The 17,627-nt window shown below is 52.2% G+C and carries 14 protein-coding genes, 1 tRNA gene and 1 pseudogene; 6 read left to right on the top strand and 10 right to left on the bottom strand.

Annotation, left to right across the window (positions count from 1 at the left end):
* Nucleotides 1–12: 12 nt before the first annotated feature.
* Entirely contained in the window at nt 13–810 is a 798-nt protein-coding gene (locus tag ACZ51B_RS03820; protein ID WP_464295907.1) for an LmeA family phospholipid-binding protein, read from the bottom strand.
* A gap of 113 nt (nt 811–923) precedes the next feature.
* Here ACZ51B_RS03820 and ygfZ point away from each other — a divergent pair, with 113 nt between their 5' ends.
* Both ygfZ and ACZ51B_RS03810 read left to right on the top strand, forming a co-directional pair.
* Nucleotides 924–1,916, top strand: coding sequence for a CAF17-like 4Fe-4S cluster assembly/insertion protein YgfZ (gene ygfZ, locus ACZ51B_RS03815; RefSeq protein WP_464295906.1), 993 nt, complete (start codon nt 924–926; stop codon nt 1,914–1,916).
* Complete coding sequence (locus tag ACZ51B_RS03810; RefSeq protein ID WP_464295905.1) at nt 1,913–2,875, top strand: DMT family transporter; 963 nt, start codon at nt 1,913–1,915, stop codon at nt 2,873–2,875. Before ygfZ ends, ACZ51B_RS03810 begins: the two co-directional genes overlap by 4 nt.
* Here ACZ51B_RS03810 and ACZ51B_RS03805 read toward each other — a convergent pair.
* Entirely contained in the window at nt 2,807–3,184 is a 378-nt protein-coding gene (locus tag ACZ51B_RS03805; RefSeq protein ID WP_464295904.1) for a hypothetical protein, read from the bottom strand. The two genes, ACZ51B_RS03810 and ACZ51B_RS03805, sit on opposite strands and share 69 nt — an antisense overlap.
* A 520-nt stretch (nt 3,185–3,704) precedes the next feature.
* Between ACZ51B_RS03805 and ACZ51B_RS03800 the strand changes: the two genes are divergently transcribed.
* Nucleotides 3,705–4,883: an MFS transporter gene (locus ACZ51B_RS03800; RefSeq protein WP_464295903.1), complete on the top strand. Its 1,179-nt coding sequence runs from the start codon at nt 3,705–3,707 to the stop codon at nt 4,881–4,883.
* Nucleotides 4,884–4,935: 52 nt separating this feature from the next.
* On the opposite strand, the gene ACZ51B_RS03795 is transcribed toward ACZ51B_RS03800, so the two are convergent.
* The 4 genes from ACZ51B_RS03795 to ACZ51B_RS03780 all read right to left on the bottom strand — a co-directional run bounded on the left by ACZ51B_RS03795 (nt 4,936) and on the right by ACZ51B_RS03780 (nt 8,886).
* A complete protein-coding gene (locus ACZ51B_RS03795; protein WP_464295902.1) occupies nt 4,936–6,597 on the bottom strand; it encodes an alkaline phosphatase family protein in 1,662 nt (553 codons plus the stop codon).
* Nucleotides 6,598–6,643: 46 nt separating this feature from the next.
* Entirely contained in the window at nt 6,644–7,438 is a 795-nt protein-coding gene (locus ACZ51B_RS03790) for a prepilin-type N-terminal cleavage/methylation domain-containing protein (protein WP_464295901.1), read from the bottom strand.
* 254 nt (nt 7,439–7,692) lie between these two features.
* A complete protein-coding gene (locus ACZ51B_RS03785) occupies nt 7,693–8,454 on the bottom strand; it encodes a hypothetical protein (protein WP_464295900.1) in 762 nt (253 codons plus the stop codon).
* A gap of 355 nt (nt 8,455–8,809) precedes the next feature.
* Nucleotides 8,810–8,886: transfer RNA gene (locus tag ACZ51B_RS03780), tRNA-Met, on the bottom strand.
* Between the two features lie 327 nt (nt 8,887–9,213).
* Between ACZ51B_RS03780 and ACZ51B_RS03775 the strand changes: the two genes are divergently transcribed.
* From ACZ51B_RS03775 to ACZ51B_RS03765, 3 genes and pseudogenes are all read left to right on the top strand, one after another.
* Complete coding sequence (locus ACZ51B_RS03775) at nt 9,214–9,984, top strand: sulfite exporter TauE/SafE family protein (RefSeq protein WP_464295899.1); 771 nt, start codon at nt 9,214–9,216, stop codon at nt 9,982–9,984.
* Nucleotides 9,985–10,121: 137 nt separating this feature from the next.
* A pseudogene (locus tag ACZ51B_RS03770) lies at nt 10,122–10,841 on the top strand (B12-binding domain-containing protein); the annotation flags it as partial.
* Nucleotides 10,824–11,792 carry a vitamin B12 dependent-methionine synthase activation domain-containing protein gene (locus ACZ51B_RS03765; protein ID WP_464297166.1) on the top strand — a complete coding sequence of 323 codons (969 nt, stop codon included), beginning with the start codon at nt 10,824–10,826 and terminating at the stop codon, nt 11,790–11,792. The pseudogene ACZ51B_RS03770 and the gene ACZ51B_RS03765, both read left to right, overlap by 18 nt.
* Here ACZ51B_RS03765 and ACZ51B_RS03760 read toward each other — a convergent pair.
* The 4 genes from ACZ51B_RS03760 to ACZ51B_RS03745 all read right to left on the bottom strand — a co-directional run bounded on the left by ACZ51B_RS03760 (nt 11,789) and on the right by ACZ51B_RS03745 (nt 17,621).
* Nucleotides 11,789–12,463: a type II secretion system protein gene (locus tag ACZ51B_RS03760; protein WP_464295898.1), complete on the bottom strand. Its 675-nt coding sequence runs from the start codon at nt 12,461–12,463 to the stop codon at nt 11,789–11,791. The genes ACZ51B_RS03765 and ACZ51B_RS03760 overlap by 4 nt on opposite strands.
* Nucleotides 12,464–12,533: 70 nt before the next feature.
* Nucleotides 12,534–14,948 (bottom strand): sensor histidine kinase, YfiR-like protein-associated, encoded by a 2,415-nt coding sequence (locus ACZ51B_RS03755; RefSeq protein ID WP_464295897.1) that lies wholly within the window; start codon nt 14,946–14,948, stop codon nt 12,534–12,536.
* 7 nt (nt 14,949–14,955) lie between these two features.
* A complete protein-coding gene (locus ACZ51B_RS03750) occupies nt 14,956–15,489 on the bottom strand; it encodes a TOL_0243 family YfiR-like periplasmic protein (RefSeq protein WP_464295896.1) in 534 nt (177 codons plus the stop codon).
* Between the two features lie 128 nt (nt 15,490–15,617).
* Nucleotides 15,618–17,621: a TonB-dependent receptor plug domain-containing protein gene (locus ACZ51B_RS03745; RefSeq protein WP_464295895.1), complete on the bottom strand. Its 2,004-nt coding sequence runs from the start codon at nt 17,619–17,621 to the stop codon at nt 15,618–15,620.
* Nucleotides 17,622–17,627 lie beyond the last annotated feature (6 nt).

Genomic DNA, 17,627 nt, shown 5'->3' with positions numbered 1-17,627 from the left:
GCATGTCCGCCCCTACTCCTTGGGTTTGATCGGAATCTGAGTCTTACCACCCACAACCAGCTCCCCATCTCCAAGCGTCACCTTGTCCACGTGAACGGCCCCGAAAAGGTGGAGGTCTTTGTCGAGATCAACCACAGGGTTGAGGGTTTCCAGGAGCAGTTTGCTAGTCTCAGGATCAGCAGTCTTGCCGTCCATCGTGATATTGGCCTCAGAAAGTCGAAGCTGGGTTCCGTCTTTAGCCTCAAGCTTCGCAACGACACTAAAGTTAGCAGCTACAACGATAAACTCGCCATATCCTTCGACCTGCAACTTAGAAGGGCTGATCGTCACTTTTACTCGTTTTATTTCTCGAAACTTCTTGAGGATGAAACTCTCAAGATCTGCAGCCTTGATGGTAACAGTTCCGTCTCCTGTCCCGCTCTGGCTCAGACGTATCTTGTGTTTCCTGGTCGCCAATCCGAGGTCAAAGCGACAGTCCGGAATAATCGCTTGAAGCTTCTCAACGCGAAGACCACCTAGTGAGAAGTCGGTTAACTCCAGGTTCAGTTTTCTAACTTTTCCACGCTTAGACAGCTGTGGTTCGGTGAAGAGGGGCAGGCCTTCGGTTTGAAAGTGGGTCGCCGAAATTCTTACTTCACGGATATCTCCTGAAAGTGCACGTGTGTCGAGTCCGGTTCGAACGGTCACTTTCTTGCGATCACCCTGGAGCTTGCTGGCGATCTCGTCGGCCGCGCGGATCTCAAACTGCTCGACCGTCATGGCGGAATAGTGGAATAGCCCCGCAAATAAGCCAATGAGTAGGGGGATCATGCTCTGGTAACTCGCGATAGGTAGGTCTCGTAAATCATAATAATTGCGTTGCCCCAAAAACGCCTCTCCGACGGCTCGTTTTTACAGACCAACTGCCGGGGCTTAGACCAGCGATGTCCGATCTACTAGATAACATAACAGAGAAGGCTCTTGCAGAATACGATCTGTTAAGAGATACATGTGGGCTTTTGCAATTAGACCTAGGTCTTGTTGAACTGACAGGTGATGACCGCAAGGGTTGGTTGCAAGGTCAGGCTACGAACGACGTCCGCCGACTAGAGAACGGAATCTCGAACTCATTTTGCTTCTGCGCAGCCACGGGGCACATTCTTGCCGTGGTCGAAGCATGGGCACTTTCTGACCGTATCGTCTTTGCAACAGCACCAGAAACCGTGCCAGATGTCATGCAACGCATTGAGCAAATGGTGATCGTCGAAGACGTAGTCGGACAGCATGTTTCCGACAGCTATACGCTCCTCTCAATTCAGGGACCCGACGCGACCCAACAACTTACTCAACTTCTAACGCTGCCTAGTCTTGATGCAGGAACAAGTCCCTTAGAAGATGGAGAGGTTTTCTGCTTGAGGTCTAACAGAACCGGTTTAGGCGGATGGGATATTTGGATACCTAAGTCCGCTCCTAAGGCAGAAAAGAAACTCCGCAAGGCATTCAAGCCTATCGGCCAAGAGGCTTACGATATCGCTCGCCTTGAAGCAGGTGTGCCGATCTTCGGTCGGGACATGAACCACAAGACTTTCCCACCAGAGCTAGGTGGGGCGTTCATCAGCCGGCACGTGAGCTACAACAAAGGCTGCTACATGGGCCAAGAAGTGCTCATGCGCATTCACAGCCGTGGCCATACTAACCGAACTTGGATGGGGCTCATATCTGAAGAGCCATTGGAAGTCGGAGCGACCATTTCGCATGGTGCGAGGAAAGAGGCAGGCGTCGTGACCAGTGCAGCATTCTCACCCGACTTCGGCCATATCGGAGCGGCCATGATCCGAAACGAAGCGGCCGAAGAGCGAGAACTGGTCACGGTTCATGTGGGCGAGAAGCTGGTGGAGGCGGAAGTGCGTCGGATGCCTCTGTTGCGGTTCGAGTGACCCAGGGCCAAGGCTTAGACACCCGCCGTCTGTTCGCTGTTCTCATCGTCCTAAACGTTCTTTGGACGCCCGTGAACGTCATGGTGCGGCTTGCTACGACACACGGAATGTCTCCACTTGCGGTGGGGATGTTCCGTTGGGGAACGCTCTGCGCACTTCTGGTTCTAGGTCTTCAAGTCCCGAAGCTACGCGAGTTAGCGAAGTTCCGGCAGCCAGACGTAAAAGACAGATGGTACGCCCTAGCAATTGGGCTAGGACTCTTTGGGCCTGCCCACGTGCTCTACTACTTCGCTTTGACCCAGGGAGCATCCACAGTGGGTGGAACCGTTTTGAACGCCACCTCGCCCGTGTGGACGGCAGCTATGGCATTTCTCATCCTCAAAGAGAAAGCTGGCTCCTCCCGCATTGTCGCCATCGTGCTCGGTTCCATAGGGGCCTACTTGGTGGTAGTTGGCTTTGGCATCCCAAAGATCGACGGTGATACCAAAGGGAACTTGATGTACCTACTCGGGACGTTTGCAGAGTGTACGGGAGGTGTCTTATCTGCAAGGCTCGTCAAGCGATCCTCGGGCATCGCTATCTTGACGTATGAGATCGTCGGCAACGCGACCGTCTTCGGAATCCTTTCGTGTTTGTCGCTGCCCGCTCTGCCTTTTAAACTGGCGAATCCAGGTTGGCAGGCTTTCGGCGCAGTGGGCTATCTCGTGGTGTTCGCAGGCCTCATCTGCTTCGGGATGTGGTACATCCTGGTCGAGAAATCGCCCCTTTCGTTAATGGTCGTCACACTATTACTTCAGCCGCCGCTTTCAGCGTTACTAGGGTGGGTGGCTCTTGGAGAGATGCCCACTCCGCAACTCTATGCGGGAGCAGGCATCATCTTGGTCGCGTTGTTACTTGCTGCCTTCGAGAGGCCCAGCAGCAGCACTCTTGCTCTTGGCCATGAGATGCCCAGCGAGTAGAGCAACGAACACGATTAGTGAACTTGAGCCAATCATGTAGTGATGCCACATTTGCGTGCCGTGAATGAACTTAGGAATTACCTGTCCGAAAGCGAGAAGTGAGACAACTGCAGTTCCGATGCGCCCGACTCTGGGATTGGTCTTTCCGTAAGCAAGAAGTCCGATAACGATGGCACCCATGCCTCCGCCTGCGATGATGGAGACCAAACTGTGTTTCGCGTTCGGGCCAACTCCAACGAAGCCGATGATTCCAAGCACGATCAACAGGATCGCGTAAATCAGGACGAGGATGTCGAGTTTGTTGCGCATGCCTAGAGGGTACCAGGCAAAAAGAAAAAGGCTGTCAAGCTTGCTTATATCTCGACAGCCGATGCCACTTCCTACATATCGTAGGTTCTCGGCCCCCGGATCAAGCCAGGGCGCCTTGTATGGTCTAGAAACCTTATAAAATTGTTTTCCAAGATGATAAACGGATCGGAGAGACCGTTTAGTTCATTCTTTTTGCAATATTTTTATTTCGTATACGCAGTATTGATCTTCGCTTGTTCCGACTGCTTGCCTTTCCGGGACGATTAGGTCTAAAGGTCTGACAAAACACTCAAAACAACTGGATCGTGAAGCTGCTATTGCAACTCCATAACATATATTACCTTTTTCAATTGGCACTTTCGGTACAGAATTTAGGGTTGTTAACACCATTCATATACGCACTTCCTCGCTATTGTTGGGAATCACGAAACAATTCGCAGGAGACTTAGAGAATATTGCGAGTCTACGGAACCCCCGCAGGGTCTAGCAAAAGCCAGGCGATTCAGTCACACTCTCAAACATGCGAACCTCGCGGTCGGAGTGGCCGCTCTATGCCGCGGTTTTCCTAGATCTGTTCGGATTTGGGATGATCGTTTCCGACATTCAACTCCGAGCACAAGCCCTTGTCCCCGAAGGTTTCCCCAAGGGAGCCACCATCGGAGCCTTGCTGGCGTTCATGTTCATCGTCCAGTTCTTGGTCTCTCCAAAATGGGGGGTCTACTCGGACCATGCAGGTCGCAAGAAGGTGCTAATAATCTGCACCGCCCTCTCAGGACTAGCAATGCTCACGTACGGCGTTGCTACAAGCCTCTGGATGCTGTTTGCAAGCCGACTCTTGGCGGGATTAGGTGGCGCAAATGTTGCCATCGCACAGGCCTATATCGCAGACACCCACGAGGGCGAGTCCCGAACAGCGGCTTTGGGAAGAGTCGGAGCCGCCATCTCTCTCGGCTTAATCGTCGGCCCACCCCTGGGCGGAGTGATTGTCCACAGCTTCGGCCATCACGTGCTGGGCTATGTCGCGGGTGCTGCCTCACTGCTTGGCGTGTTGTGGATCGCCATCGAACTCCCTCACAAAACAACTCCCAAACCCCGAGAACCAGAGACTCGCAAAATCATCGATCTCCGCCTGCTCAATGATCTACCGCATCTTCGCCCGCTCGTCCTGATTGCCATCGTCGCCTGGCTGTCTCTGGCGACTCTTGAAGGAACATTCGCGCGGCTGATCAAACTCATGCTTGGCTACGACCAACTTGAATTTGGTTTCCTATTCGGTTACGAAGCCATGTTGGGATTTGCCATCCAAGCGCTCCTTCTGGCTTGGCTAACGAAGCGATACAAAGATGCCATCCTGCTTCGTTCAGCCTACGTGTCACAGGGAGTAGGGCTTGCGCTGAACCCGCTGGCTGGCACCTTGGCTGCCTTTGTTCCGGGACTGGCCACTCTCTTTGTGGCAAGCACACTGTTCGCATTAGGTTCCAGTGTGGCAAATCCGACCGTGAACGGCCTGTGTAGCAAGCTCACCCCAGATAGTCGTCAAGGCGAACTGTTCGGTCTACTTCAAGGCACAAGGTCCATCGGGTTCGTGCTTGGGCCGATTCTAGGTGGCGCGATGTTTGACTTCATTCCCGCCGCCCCCTACTACTTCGCAGGAGGAGTTTGCCTCCTGGCAGCCGTTCTGGTGCCGAAGCTGGACTGAGGATCGCTCCTTCGCTGTCTGAATGAAGCAGCGAAGGAGAGAAGCAAATGAACTACTTCGGCAGAGCTTCCGTGAGAGGCTTGCCGATGTTGCCGGAGGGGTATTCAATGCCAAGTCGCAGGCTCAGAGTGCTCGCGATGTCGTGGGTGTAGACCGTTCGACTCACCTTCTGCGGGGTCTGACCTTTGAAGCGAGTCATGATCGGAATGTGGGAGTCATAAGCCCAAGGAGAGCCGTGCCCGGTTCCAGTTCCTGTATCCAACTGCCAGCCTGGAGCCTCAAAGATCAATAGATCTCCGCCCAAGGTTGGGCTGAAGCCGTTTGTCGCCATCTGAACCCAATCCCACTGCGGAACCTGGTTGTTTAGCAACTGGGTTCTGGTGAAAGCAGTGTAAACGCCCGGAATCTTCATGGCTGCCTCAGCAGCTACTTTCTCCACATCTTCTGCCTTGAGACCCTTTGCTTCAATTGTCTTTCGATTCAAGTAGAAGTTCTGCTCATACAGACCATCACCAAGGACCCAGTCACCTTCGCCAAATTTAGCGACAATGGCGGCCTTAATCGGCTTGGCAAGGCTGCCAGGCTGACGACCAGCAGCTGTCTTGTACACATTGTGGGACTCTTCAGGGATAGGACAGACGCCATGGTCCGCAGTCACCACGATGTCGACGTTGTCGATTCCACCTGGGATCTTCTTGTTGAGCGTGTTAAACAACTCACTCAGAAGTCGGTCCGTCCGCAGCGTGATGTCCATCACCTCAGGGCTGTTTGGCCCGTACTGGTGTCCCACGTAGTCGTTGGTGGAGAGATTCACCACGAGGATGTCTGGCACAGAGTTCTGCCCAAGCTTCTCTGCATCAATGGCACGCTCAACTGTCTTGAAAACGAATTCCTGGCCAAATCCACTCTTGGCAAAGTCCCCAAAGTAGCCTTTGTTAATGGCAGAACCACCAATCTTGTGAGAGAAAACCTTCCCGTTCTCAGCAGCCTTTTCAGCAGGAGCTCTGCGAGAAAGCTCGTAGGCCTCTGCTGGAAGCAGCGGCTCCCAGCTCTTGCCCAGCGCGGAATCGGCTTGGCGCGACTTGTTGATCTCATCGACCCACGTTGGGAGCTTCTTGGACGGAGCATAGAAGCTGCTCGTGACCCAGTTTCCTGTTGATGGGTCAAACCAGATGACCGTGTCCGCGGCGTGACCCGCCATCAGGATAGCGGCTCGATCCTTGAACGCCACTCCCACTACTTTCGACTTACCATTGGTAGCCATCTTGAGTTCATCACCCACAGTGGTTACCTTCAGGGGGGCCGGACTCATCGGTTTGCTCTTCCCGCCAACTGTCTCAACCGTGGCGTCATCCGTCACATAGTGAACGATGCCAGCTTCACGATCCCACCAATCGTTCCCAATGATGCCATTGATTGCCGGAACCGAACCAGTCATGAGGATGGAGTGACCAGGTCCTGTGGCGGTAGGAATGTGGTGATGGTGAGCGTCCAGGTACTGCACGCCGGTTTCTGTAAGGAACCTAAAGCCACCAATCTTTCCACCAGTGCGGGGGGACAAGAGGTGAGGAGCAAATCGCTGCACATAGTCCGCTCGGAACTGGTCAATCGAGACCAGCAGTACAAGACGGGGAGGTTTTACGCCGATCTTAGGGCTTTGGGCCGATGCAGAGGCCGCAATTGCGATGGCGGCAAGGCCTAGGTATCGCTTCATTAACCTGAGGATACCGAGGCTTGTTAAGGTAAGTGTTAAGGATTAACTACTTGTCGTACGAGAAATAGGTCTCGTAAACACATCCCGAACTGTCTGTACTGTGAACCGTTTCCGCGTTGCCTTTGATGTACTTGCTGTGTCCATCCAGGAAGCTGAAACTGCCGCCGTCGCCCTTGTGGCGGAACTGAGCCTCACAACCAAATTTCGTGACGACCTCAGATTTGTTCGCATTCACAGCAGTGAACGCATCCCCAATGTTGGCCGTGCGAGCCACTTCTACCACGGAACTGAAACTGATCGATTCAAAACTCGGAGAGTACGGCGCACCGTAGTTCCATCCGCTACCGGGGTAGCTGAAGTAAGGATCGAATTCGGCAGTGTCCTTGCATCCATCAATACGCCCATGACGCTTTGCAATGCCGTAGTGGGAAAGATATTTCCCATCGCTAGGAAGCACCGAATAGTCCGCCTGGTTCGAAGGCCAGCCTTCGCATTCATTGCGATCCATCGCTTTCTTGAGACTGCTTTCGCTGAAGGAAGGGCAGAACAGAAGTTGACTGCTCTTCATATAAGGCTGAATGATCGTAACCCAAGACCCGGCGATCTGCACATTGATGGGGGCGCTGTTCAACTGAGTGTTACTTGGGATGATCACATCATCCACATCATTCGCATACAGAAGCTCAGCCAACGCAATCTGCTTGGTACCGCTTAGACACGCGGTCTGCTTGGCGGCTTCCTTGGCCTGGGCAAAAACGGGGAACAGGATCGCAGCCAGGATTGCAATGATCGCAATCACAACAAGAAGTTCAATGAGGGTGAATGCGCGTCGACTGTTCATATCTGATGGACTATAAGATATCTCTCAAAAGTGCGCACTGTTTCCAATTCGTGAAACATTCTGGCCCAAAGCTGATAATTACCTGTAAAAAAGGCCGCCCTTATGTAAGGCGGCCATTATAAAGGATGGCTGGGTACAGGAGGAATTGCTTCTAAATGAAGTTTCGTTCCTGACATTTCATCATATCGCAGATTTTGTGCCACGGCAAGAAAAAGATGTGAAATCGAGATAATTTCGATTCTGTGAAGGTCCTCCTACATTAGAGCGCATAAGAAGTCGCGAGGAGTGAGTCCGTGAAACTTCATACGGTCGCGGATGTAATCTGCTGTCCATAGCGCCTGGATATTGTCATCACACCCGATCTGATGAGTTGCATCGTTCCAAATGGGAAGCACAGACTCGCCGAACAATTTGACCAACGCATTCGCTCGAAGATCGACGCCAGATGCCGCAGCGCAATCAATCATCAAGTACACATCAGGGCTCCCAGCGGTATGTCTCCAAGCACCTAACCACAACTCTGCGATCCATTGGAGTCGCCCATTTTCCTGGAAGAACCAATCATCAATGAATTCGTCACGTCCAGTTTTGCGCATCCCCCCAATCCGTCGCCAGTCAAAAAAGCGTAAATTCCCATATAGGTCAGGCCTGGCCGATCGAACAAAGTTCACGCCAGTAAGCCTCAACTCGACCGGCCAGGTTTTCTCGTGTGGCGCAACTCCAAGGATCTTAGAAAGATGATGATCAAAATTGTCCGCGTATCGACAGTGCAGCCTCAACGTGAACTCGTCTCGAGAGCGCTCCATTCCCAGAATGTAGGCGTCATGCATTCGCGCTCCGTACAGGTTCATAAACTCTTCGGCCACTGGGAGAGGCTGACTGTACCGAGTCACGCGGTTCCGCATGGCCAAAGACTCGCGCTTGTCATCCCACTCTTGGCCAGGTTTCAGCGTATAAAGATGATTGCCAAGATCATAGAGATGTTTCGCTTTTGCAAGCCAAGTGCGCGATGACATAGATTGAACGTCATTTTACAGATGTGCTGGTAGGGCTCGGACCGAAAGTCCGGGGGAGCCTTAGCCAAACCTAGTTGAAGAGGGATTCACATCTAACCGAGCAGGGAACTTCCCATAAGGCAGCGAGTTATTTCTGTGGCACGCTATAAACCGCTCGACGAGTATCGGGGTTGTCCAGAACAAACTTAATAGAGACAGACACGTAACTGTTGTTGGGAAATATCCTGTTTCCAGAACCAATGCAAATGGGATTTGAGTTCAAATGGGACTGGATAAAGCAAAAAGACCAGCTTAAACTGGTCTTACTTATGCTAGGCGACTAAAGATTTACTTCGTCTGCCTTCCTGGTAGATATTGGGTGCGGGGATAGGATTTGAACCTATGACCTCCGGGTTATGAGCCCGACGAGCTACCAGACTGCTCCACCCCGCGGTACAATTGAATATTATCCCTATTGGTTCCAGGTTTGTCAAGCCCTTAACTTATTAGTTCTGTTCGAAGGCCGGAGAGGGTCCCAGATTTGTCCTCCCCGCACGGCTTTCAAACTCAGACCAGCGACCGATGGCAAGGCATCCAGGCTCAACCTAAGATATCCATCAGCAGGAGAATCTTATGATTGAGTTCGACTTTATGACAGCATGCGGCCAGTTCCTCGCGGCCTTCTTTTTCGTGGTCCCCGTGATCGCCTTCGCGTACTTCCTAGATGCCCATTTCTCATCACGCCAAATCAGATAGAACGACTTCAGGCAAAATAGGCCCGTGATCCACGTATGGTGGCAGATTGCGCTTCTCTGTGGAGCCGCTCTCTTAGTTGGCTTCTCAAAGACCGGTGTCCCAGGCTCTGGCATCCTCGTCGTGCCAATGATGGCTGCGGTGTTCGGAGGACGCCTCTCGATAGGAGCCACCCTTCCGTTGCTCATTGCGGCAGATTGTTTTGCCGTCTACTTCTACAGCAAAGACGCCGAGTGGGGAAGGCTCAAGCAGTTGGCGCCATGGGTGATCCTCGGGATATTTGCAGGTGCCGCCTTTCTGAAGCTCTTGCCGGAAGGCAAAGGAGTCAAAGATCTACTTAACCCAATCATCGGCGGAACGGTACTCGCCATGTTGGGAATCCACCTTTTGCGAGGGAAGCTCGGAGACAAAATGGTGCCTCACTCCCCTGTAGGCACGGTCGCAACAGGAGTCTTAGCCGGGTTCACAACCATGGCAAGCAATGCCGCTGGCCCCATCATGTCCATCTACATGACGGCAGCGGGATTGCCCAAGACCAAGCTTATGGGCACCACAGCTTGGTACTTCTTCATCTTCAACCTAGTGAAGCTCCCCTTCGTGCTCCTGCTAACTGCGAACGCTAAGTCTCCACTGGCAACCGTAGAGACCCTGAAGCTAGACTTGCTCGTACTCCCACTCTTGGTGATCGGTGCTCTGATGGGTAAGAAACTCTTGCCACATATCCCGGAGAAGATCTTCACATCCGTCATCCTCTCGCTTTCGGCTATCGCAGCGATCTATCTGGTGTTTAAGCACTAGAGTCTATTTGCCTAATCATCGAAGCTCCATTGCGGTAGTGAGGTTCAGTTCGTAGGCGACCAGCAACGCTATCCGGTGTCCCCGGTACACTTGCATAAGTGAGCGATACTCCGAATTCTCAAGAACTGGTCTGTACATACGATCCGCTCATTGAGTTAATGGCCAGATTCGAGAATGTGAAAGCCGCCAACACCAGTGCGGACCCATTCGAGGGCCTTACCGTTGAGCAGTCTCTTGAAAAGCACATCGTGGATGGCATCAAGAAAGGTCTCGATGCTCGCTTAGATGCCGCCCTTGCGGTTCACCCACCCCTTCACATCATCAACGAGATCCTGCTGGCAGGAATGAAGACCGTCGGCGAGCTGTTTGGAGCAGGCAAAATGCAACTCCCATTCGTTCTCCAAAGTGCCGAAGTGATGAAGACTGCGGTCCGGCACCTAGAGCCTCACATGGAGAAGGTAGAGGGAAGCGAGAAAGGATCGATTCTGCTCGCAACGGTTTCAGGAGACGTTCACGATATTGGCAAAAACCTCGTCGATATCATTCTCTCGAACAACGGATACCGTGTGGTCAACATCGGCATTAAGCAGCCGATCAACAATATTCTTGAGAAGGCCATCGAACACAAGTGCCAAGTAGTGGGGATGAGCGGCCTGCTTGTTAAGAGCACCCTCATCATGAAGGAGAACTTGCTGGAGATGAATCAAAGAGAACTCTCTGCTTTTCCAGTCATCCTTGGTGGAGCAGCCCTTACACGAGGTTACGTAGAGGAGGATCTTCGGGCGATCTACAATGGTCAGGTCTTCTACGCGAAGGATGCCTTTGAGGGACTGAGGCTCATGGGCGAACTCTGCGGTGAGGATGCCCAACCGATAGAACTGCCAGTTGACTACAGCTCGCCAGATGAAAGCACGCCACGTGTGAAGAGTCACAGAACCGATGTTCTCGATCCAGAACTCTACACCTTTACAGGAATCAAGTCAGACGTCCAGCCGCTAGAAAACCCACCAGCGATCCCGTTCTACGGCGATCAGCGAAACATGAAGTTCGACATCTTCGAACTCTACAAATACATCAACCCCATCGCGCTCATTCGAGGCCAGTGGCAATATAAGCGCCCGGATGGAATGTCCAACCCCGACTTCAACAAGTATCTGCAAGATACAGCTGTTCCTATCTTCGAACGTCTCAAGCGGGAGCTCGCCAACGTTTTGAAACCTCGTGTGAAGTGGGGCTACTTCCCGTGCGCCAGCGAGGGTAACGATCTCATCATTTACCATGACGATTTCAAGACAGAGCGCCTGAGATTCACATTCCCACGTCAGCGGGACATGAAACGACAATGCCTCAGCGATTTCTTCAAGGAAAAGCCCCAGAACCCATCGGAGTCAAATCTCGATGTAGTTGGATTCCAGATCGTCACAGTAGGCGAAGAAGTTTCCAAGCACGAGAGAAGCCTCTTCGCATCCGGTGCCTTCGAGGACTACCTCTACGTCCATGGAATGGGCGTTGAGACAGCCGAAGCACTCGCCGAGTATTGGCACAAACAGATGCGCTCTGAAATGGGCATTGATGACCAGGAGCCCGAAGACATGAGACTCCTGTTCAGCGCGAAGTACCACGGCGCTCGCTACTCCTTCGGTTACCCCGCCTGTCCCAACTTAGAAGATCAGGTGAAACTGATGGAGCTTCTGAAGCCTCAAGACATCGGAATCGAATTGACTGAAGAGTTCATGCTCTCGCCAGAACAATCAACAAGCGCCTTGGTGGTTCACCACCCGAACGCGAAATACTTCAACATCCGTTAGAGCGGCGTCTGCCAAGCGGTCTGCAACTGGTTGTAGTTCAGATTCCGTACATGGAAGTCGCCAAAAAGCGTGTTGTATCGATAGGTCTGGATCAGGGCATAACCTGTGAACGAGTTCGAATCTTCCTTGGTAAGAGCCCTTCCGTCTCCATGCCAGTGACCACCACCGTCAAACAGGATGTTCACATTGGCAGGAAGCTTGAACTGTGTCTGTGTGAAATATTTGAACGCGATCTCGGTTCGGAAGAAATAACTACAGTGGTAAGTCGCGTACATGCTCGGCGCGGTGACGAACGGTTTGAAGAAGTTCTCTAAAACCTCCGTGCCCGAATCCGAAGGACAGTGAAAAACCTCTTTGCTCTTCACATACGGTTCTAGCGCTTCATGCAACATAGGCATGTAAGGGATTCGATCCTTAAACTCCGGAAATGCAGACCAGATGTCTGAGCTGTACTTATCCGACGCGTCAAGGGCAGCAGGGAAGACATCGTCGTAGTCACCCATGTATAGCGCAATGCCTGACCCGAGTTGCTTCAGATTGCTCACACACACCGTCTTCTTCGCAGCCCTCTTGGCCTGAGCGAAAACAGGGAACAAGATGCCTGCAAGAATCGCGATGATTGCGATCACCACGAGCAGTTCGATAAGTGTGAATCCAGATTGTCGTTTCATTGGGCTATTCCGGCTCGGCCTGTGCCCTATATCGTACGACATTTAGACAAGGATCGTCTTGGAGTCCTATCTAGGCTGCTTGAGTTTCTGGATCGTCTCGATGAAGGCACCTCAGAATCGTTTCCGTCAACACCTGTGACTTGACGGGTTTGGTGACATAGTCGTCCATTCCAGCAGCCAGGCAGGTCTCACGGTCACCCGCAACAGCGTTCGCTGTGAGCGCAATGATCGGGATCGACTGCCAAAGTGCGTCAGAGGCGCGAATCTCGGCAGTCGTCTCAAAGCCGTCTTTTTCGGGCATCTGGCAGTCCATCAGGATAATGTCAAATGCATCGGATGCAAGCAGTTCAAGCACAAAGTTGCCGTTTATAGCTGTCACAACTTCGGCTCCACTCTTTGTCAAAATCAGCTTGGCTACTTTCTGGTTCACCAAATTGTCTTCAGCAAGAAGCACACGCAAACCTGTGAGGGGTTTTTCGACTTGAATGGAAACGGCTGGGTCCGCTTCTTTAACCGATGTGCCAATGGCGCTTGAAAGAGTCTTGAAGATTTGTAATTGACGAGCCGGTTTGGTAAGCACATGGCAGAATTCCTTTAGAACCTGGTCCGGAATTGTCCCGGCTCCTCCAATGGACGAGAGAAGTACGATTGGGACCCGTATACCCATCTCACCGTGAATCCGACTTGCGGTCTCACCGCCATCTAGTCCAGGCATCTGCATATCCATAATCACCGCATCAAACCGTTTACCCGCCCTTAAGATGTCCAGTGAGGCTTCACCGCCAAGGGCCATGGTAGGGACACAACCCCAAACCTCCAACTGCTTCGATAGAATCGTCAGGTTCATTTCAAGGTCATCGACGATGAGGATCCGCTTTCCAACCAGAGTCGTTGAATCAGCCGGTTTGGTTTGTTCAAGGCCAAGCGGCAGATTAAGATCCACAAAGAAAGTCGAGCCCAAACCGAGTTCGCTCTCCACCCAGATTTGCCCTTGCAGAAGCTCTACGAGCTGCCGACAGATGGTGAGCCCAAGACCTGTGCCTCCATACTTGCGGGTAGTGCTTCCGTCTGCTTGGGTGAAGCTTGAGAAAATGCCAGCCTTCGCCGGTTCCGAAATCCCTATTCCCGTATCGCTGACAGCCAGCCGAATAGCAACCTCGTTCCCAACCCGCTCTAGGACTTTGATCGAGAGTCCGATATGGCCACTCTCCGTGAACTTAAACGCATTGCCCATTAAGTTCAACAAAATCTGTCGAATGCGAACTGGGTCGCACTGCAAAATCGGCAACTCAGGGTCAATGTGACACGTGACTTCAATCGGTTTACCCTGAGCCTTTGGTGCAAGCAGTTCCACCACCTCCTCAGAGATCTCGCGAAAATCTGTGTCAACGCGTTCAAGGCCGAGCTTTCCTGCTTCGATTTTGGAGAAGTCTAAAATATCGTTGATGATCGAAAGGAGCGACTCGCCCGAGGTCTTGATAGTCCGCGCATAATCCTTTTGCTGTTCATCCAGTCCAGTGTCCAGCAAGAGCTCTGTCATTCCGATGACGCCGTTCATCGGAGTACGGATCTCATGGCTCATATTTGCCAAGAACTCAGACTTCGCGGTACTTGCAGCCTGTGCGGCTGCCGCCAACTGATTTGCATGCTGAACAGCGACTTCTAGATCCGCATTTGCAAGCGCAAGTGCTTGCTCGGCTTTTTGAGTGTCCTCCACCTGTTTCGCCAGTTCAGCAGTCCGTACCTTGACTCTGTCTTCAAGTTCAGATCGGCTGGCTAGGAGATCCAACTCTCGACTCTCGATCTCCGAAAGCATGTCGTTGAATCCATGGATCAGCGCACCTATCTCATCCTGTGACTCAGTCGATACGCGCACGCTGAAGTCCTTCTCTTCCGAGATAGAACGCATGGTATGCCCCAGCTCAATAATTGGACCAGATATGGTTCTTTGCAATCGTGACCCAAGAAAGAAGGTCATGGCTGCGGAGCCTAGAAGAAGAAGGCCAACGATGATGAGGTCATTGTAGAGCCTTGCATACCAGCCGTGGAAATCTTCCCGTAAGTAGCAAGTGCCAAGCATTTCCTGCTTCTGGAAAATGGGAGCAGCCACCCAAAAACCTTCGGCGTCGTCTCCAATGCCTGGCTTTGACACAGTGGTTGGGAGAAATCTTGCTGACGACTGTTTCGAAGTGTATTGGCTAAATAGTGTTCCGTCTTTCTTATACAAACCTGCGCACACAATGTGCTTGTCCATGCTCAAGGCCATCAGCCCTTCCGTGGCCGCTTTCTCATCGTCGAAGGTAATGGCAGCGCCACTGTTCGCTCCAATGATTTTCGCCTTCGTCCTCAGATCCCGCACCATGTACCTTCGCGCAGAAAGCAGATCGTAGGTCAAGATTCCGATCGAGGCGAGAGCAAGTGCCACCATGCTGGTGAGCATCGTGATCATCACAAGTTTCTTCTGAATGGGGAAGTTCTTTAACATGGACCTACTAATTTCCAATCACCCGTTTTGCCAGTGAAAGCAATTTGGAACTGATCTTCAGCCGAGAAGACCGAGCGGAGGCGACGTTTACGAAAAACCGGACCTTGTTCTCTTCAATGTAGAGCTCTATGACAACACCCTTCTCTGCCATACCAGGGCTATCACCCACAGTCAGCGTGGAGTGGCCTTTGAGACTGGAAACGATCTGAGAGATCCTCTGCTTCTCGCTTGAAGAAATGATCAAAATGTGACAGCCTTTGGTTTGAGCTAGGTCGGTGAACCGCTTGACCACCACAGGGTGACCATCGACGGATCGCCCTTCAAATGCCGAGTCCAAAGCACTCCCAAATCGGTCTTGACCCAGAATCCCAACAACAAAGCGAGAGCTAGAACCGCTGAAAGCGCTGTCTGGAAACTCTACATATTTGGTGAAGTGAAAGATGTAGGCCGCTTTAAGTTCATATTCCCCGCTTCTGGCAAGAGGTGTGGCATGAAGCGAGCACAGTAGGCATCCCGCCAACAGATTGATACTGCGCTTCATGCGGCGGTCTCCCGTGCTGCCTCAGGGATCAGCAAGCGATGCCGGCCTACCTGTGCCCGAAACGAGCGTGTCCGACCATGAAAGGCTCGGCGAACCGCGAACGTATCGGACAGGTGGGACTTCATCATTTAGAACTTCCACTGAGAGGACAGATACAGGCTTCGACGTCGAATTCCGGAAGAGGAAAAGAGGTCCGACTGCGTCACCGCATGGTCGTGGGCAAACAAATCCTGACCGACAAGACTGATCTCCCAGTGGCTTGAGGGCTTCCAAGCTAATCGAATATCGCATCGAGTTAACGGACCTTCTTGGCTGGCAATCTCGCGGTCTGTATAGTACAAAACAGCGTCAAGATCCAGAGTTCGACTCAAGTTGTAGAACGAGGTCAAACTAAACTGATGCCTCGGGTTAAGCCCTCTCAGATCTGAGCCGTAGTTTCCAGTCTGGTCCTTACTGTCGCTGTCCAATCTTAGCTGCGTGCTGAAGTACGTGTAATTTGCAGTGACGCACCATCGATCACTCGGCTTGAACTTACTAGAGACTTCAACACCAGCCGTGTTGCCATAAAGCTTGTTCCCAAACAAGTAGTTCGCCTGAATATATGGGACAGGAGCAGCGACATACGTCGGTGTCTGGGCTTCCACCGTGCGGAGGTGGTTGTATTTATTGAAGTATGCAGTGAAGTCGACCGAAGATCGTTGTGTCGGCCGAAGACGCAGTCCTGCTTCAAGCGCAATCACATCTTCAGATCGAAAGTTTGAATTTCCAAAGGCCCAGCATTGGACGGGAAGCCCCGTATTCGGATCGAAAACGTTGAACAGGTGAGACTTAACGTATCGCTCCGACATGTTGGGTGTCCTCACGGCACGTGTGACGGCAGCCCACATCACCTGCTGGTTACTCTGTGCGTAAAGCATCCGCAAGCTAGGTTGAAACTCCCAGCCCGTGTAGCTGTTTCGCTCGAACTTAGAACCAACCACAAAACTTAGCTTCTTCGTGGATTGAATGGCATCCTGGAAGAAAGCGCTATAGGTGTCTTGAAACGTTACGTTCTCAGAAAACGACAGATTGACGGTCGGCGCGATTCGTTCTCGGTTTCGTTTGAAGTCTGCGCCGTAGACGATCGAGTGTCGGCCACGAAGAAACTCGGTCTGGTACGCACCGTTGACAGTCTCAACTCGGCTCGGAGCGATAGGGTCCGCCCTGGTGGAAACGTCCCAATATGCTTGAAGCGAATGACTCGTCCCATCAGTCTCAGTTCTCGTCCACTTCGCCAGGAGATTGTGGCCAGCAAGCCCAAAGCTAAAGTCATTGGCCTGCGAAAATGGAGCGGAGAGGGTTGGGTAGAAGTAGCGAACACTCTCCCGGTCGTTGTAAGCATCCCCAGAGAAGCTGAACTGGTCTTTGCCTCGGTCCCAGTCGGTCCTAAATCCACCTTGTCGAATTTCATAGGCGTCATGATTCGGCCCACCCGTTTTTGATGGGAAATCCTCCACGCCGGTATAGGCTCCGTAAATGCGATAGGTCCCGTTAGTGCCGAGCTTTCCTCCGTATCTGAGGCTATCTTTGGTTCTCTCCTGACTTCCGTAGCTGGCCGTGGCAAGTCCGCCCTGAGTATCAACAGAATGCTTGGTGATGATGTTGATAATTCCGTTCACGGCATTGGAACCCCAAAGTGAGCCTCCAGGTCCCCGAATAACTTCAATGCGGTCCACGTCCGGAAGGTCCACGCTCTGAGAGTTCCAGTAGACGCCACTATAAATGGGTGAGTAGACGCTTCGGCCGTCAATCATCACGAGAAGCTTGTTGGATATCTGACCATTGAAACCGCGAGCGCTGATGCGCCATGTGTGTGCGGTAACTTGACTTACTTGCACGCCAGGCACAACTCGGAGCAGATCCGGGACGCTCGTAGCACCTGAGTGCCGTATGTCATCTTGCGTGATGACGTAAATGGCTGCCGCAACGTCCATGAGCGACTCGCTCTTCTTGGAAGCGATTGTCACCTCCATCTTCATCAATTCTTCAAGATTGATGTCGTTCAGGCTCTTCTGTTTGCTCGGCTGTTCGACTTGGGCAAACACACAAGTGAAGCTGGCCAGCGCAGTGAGAGTGACAAATATCCGACTCATGATCAA

The sequence above is a fragment of the Fimbriimonas sp. LA-C6 genome (assembly GCF_055398105.1).
The sequence above is the reverse complement of the archived record's forward strand: the minus strand, read 5'-3'. Positions and strand labels throughout refer to the sequence as shown.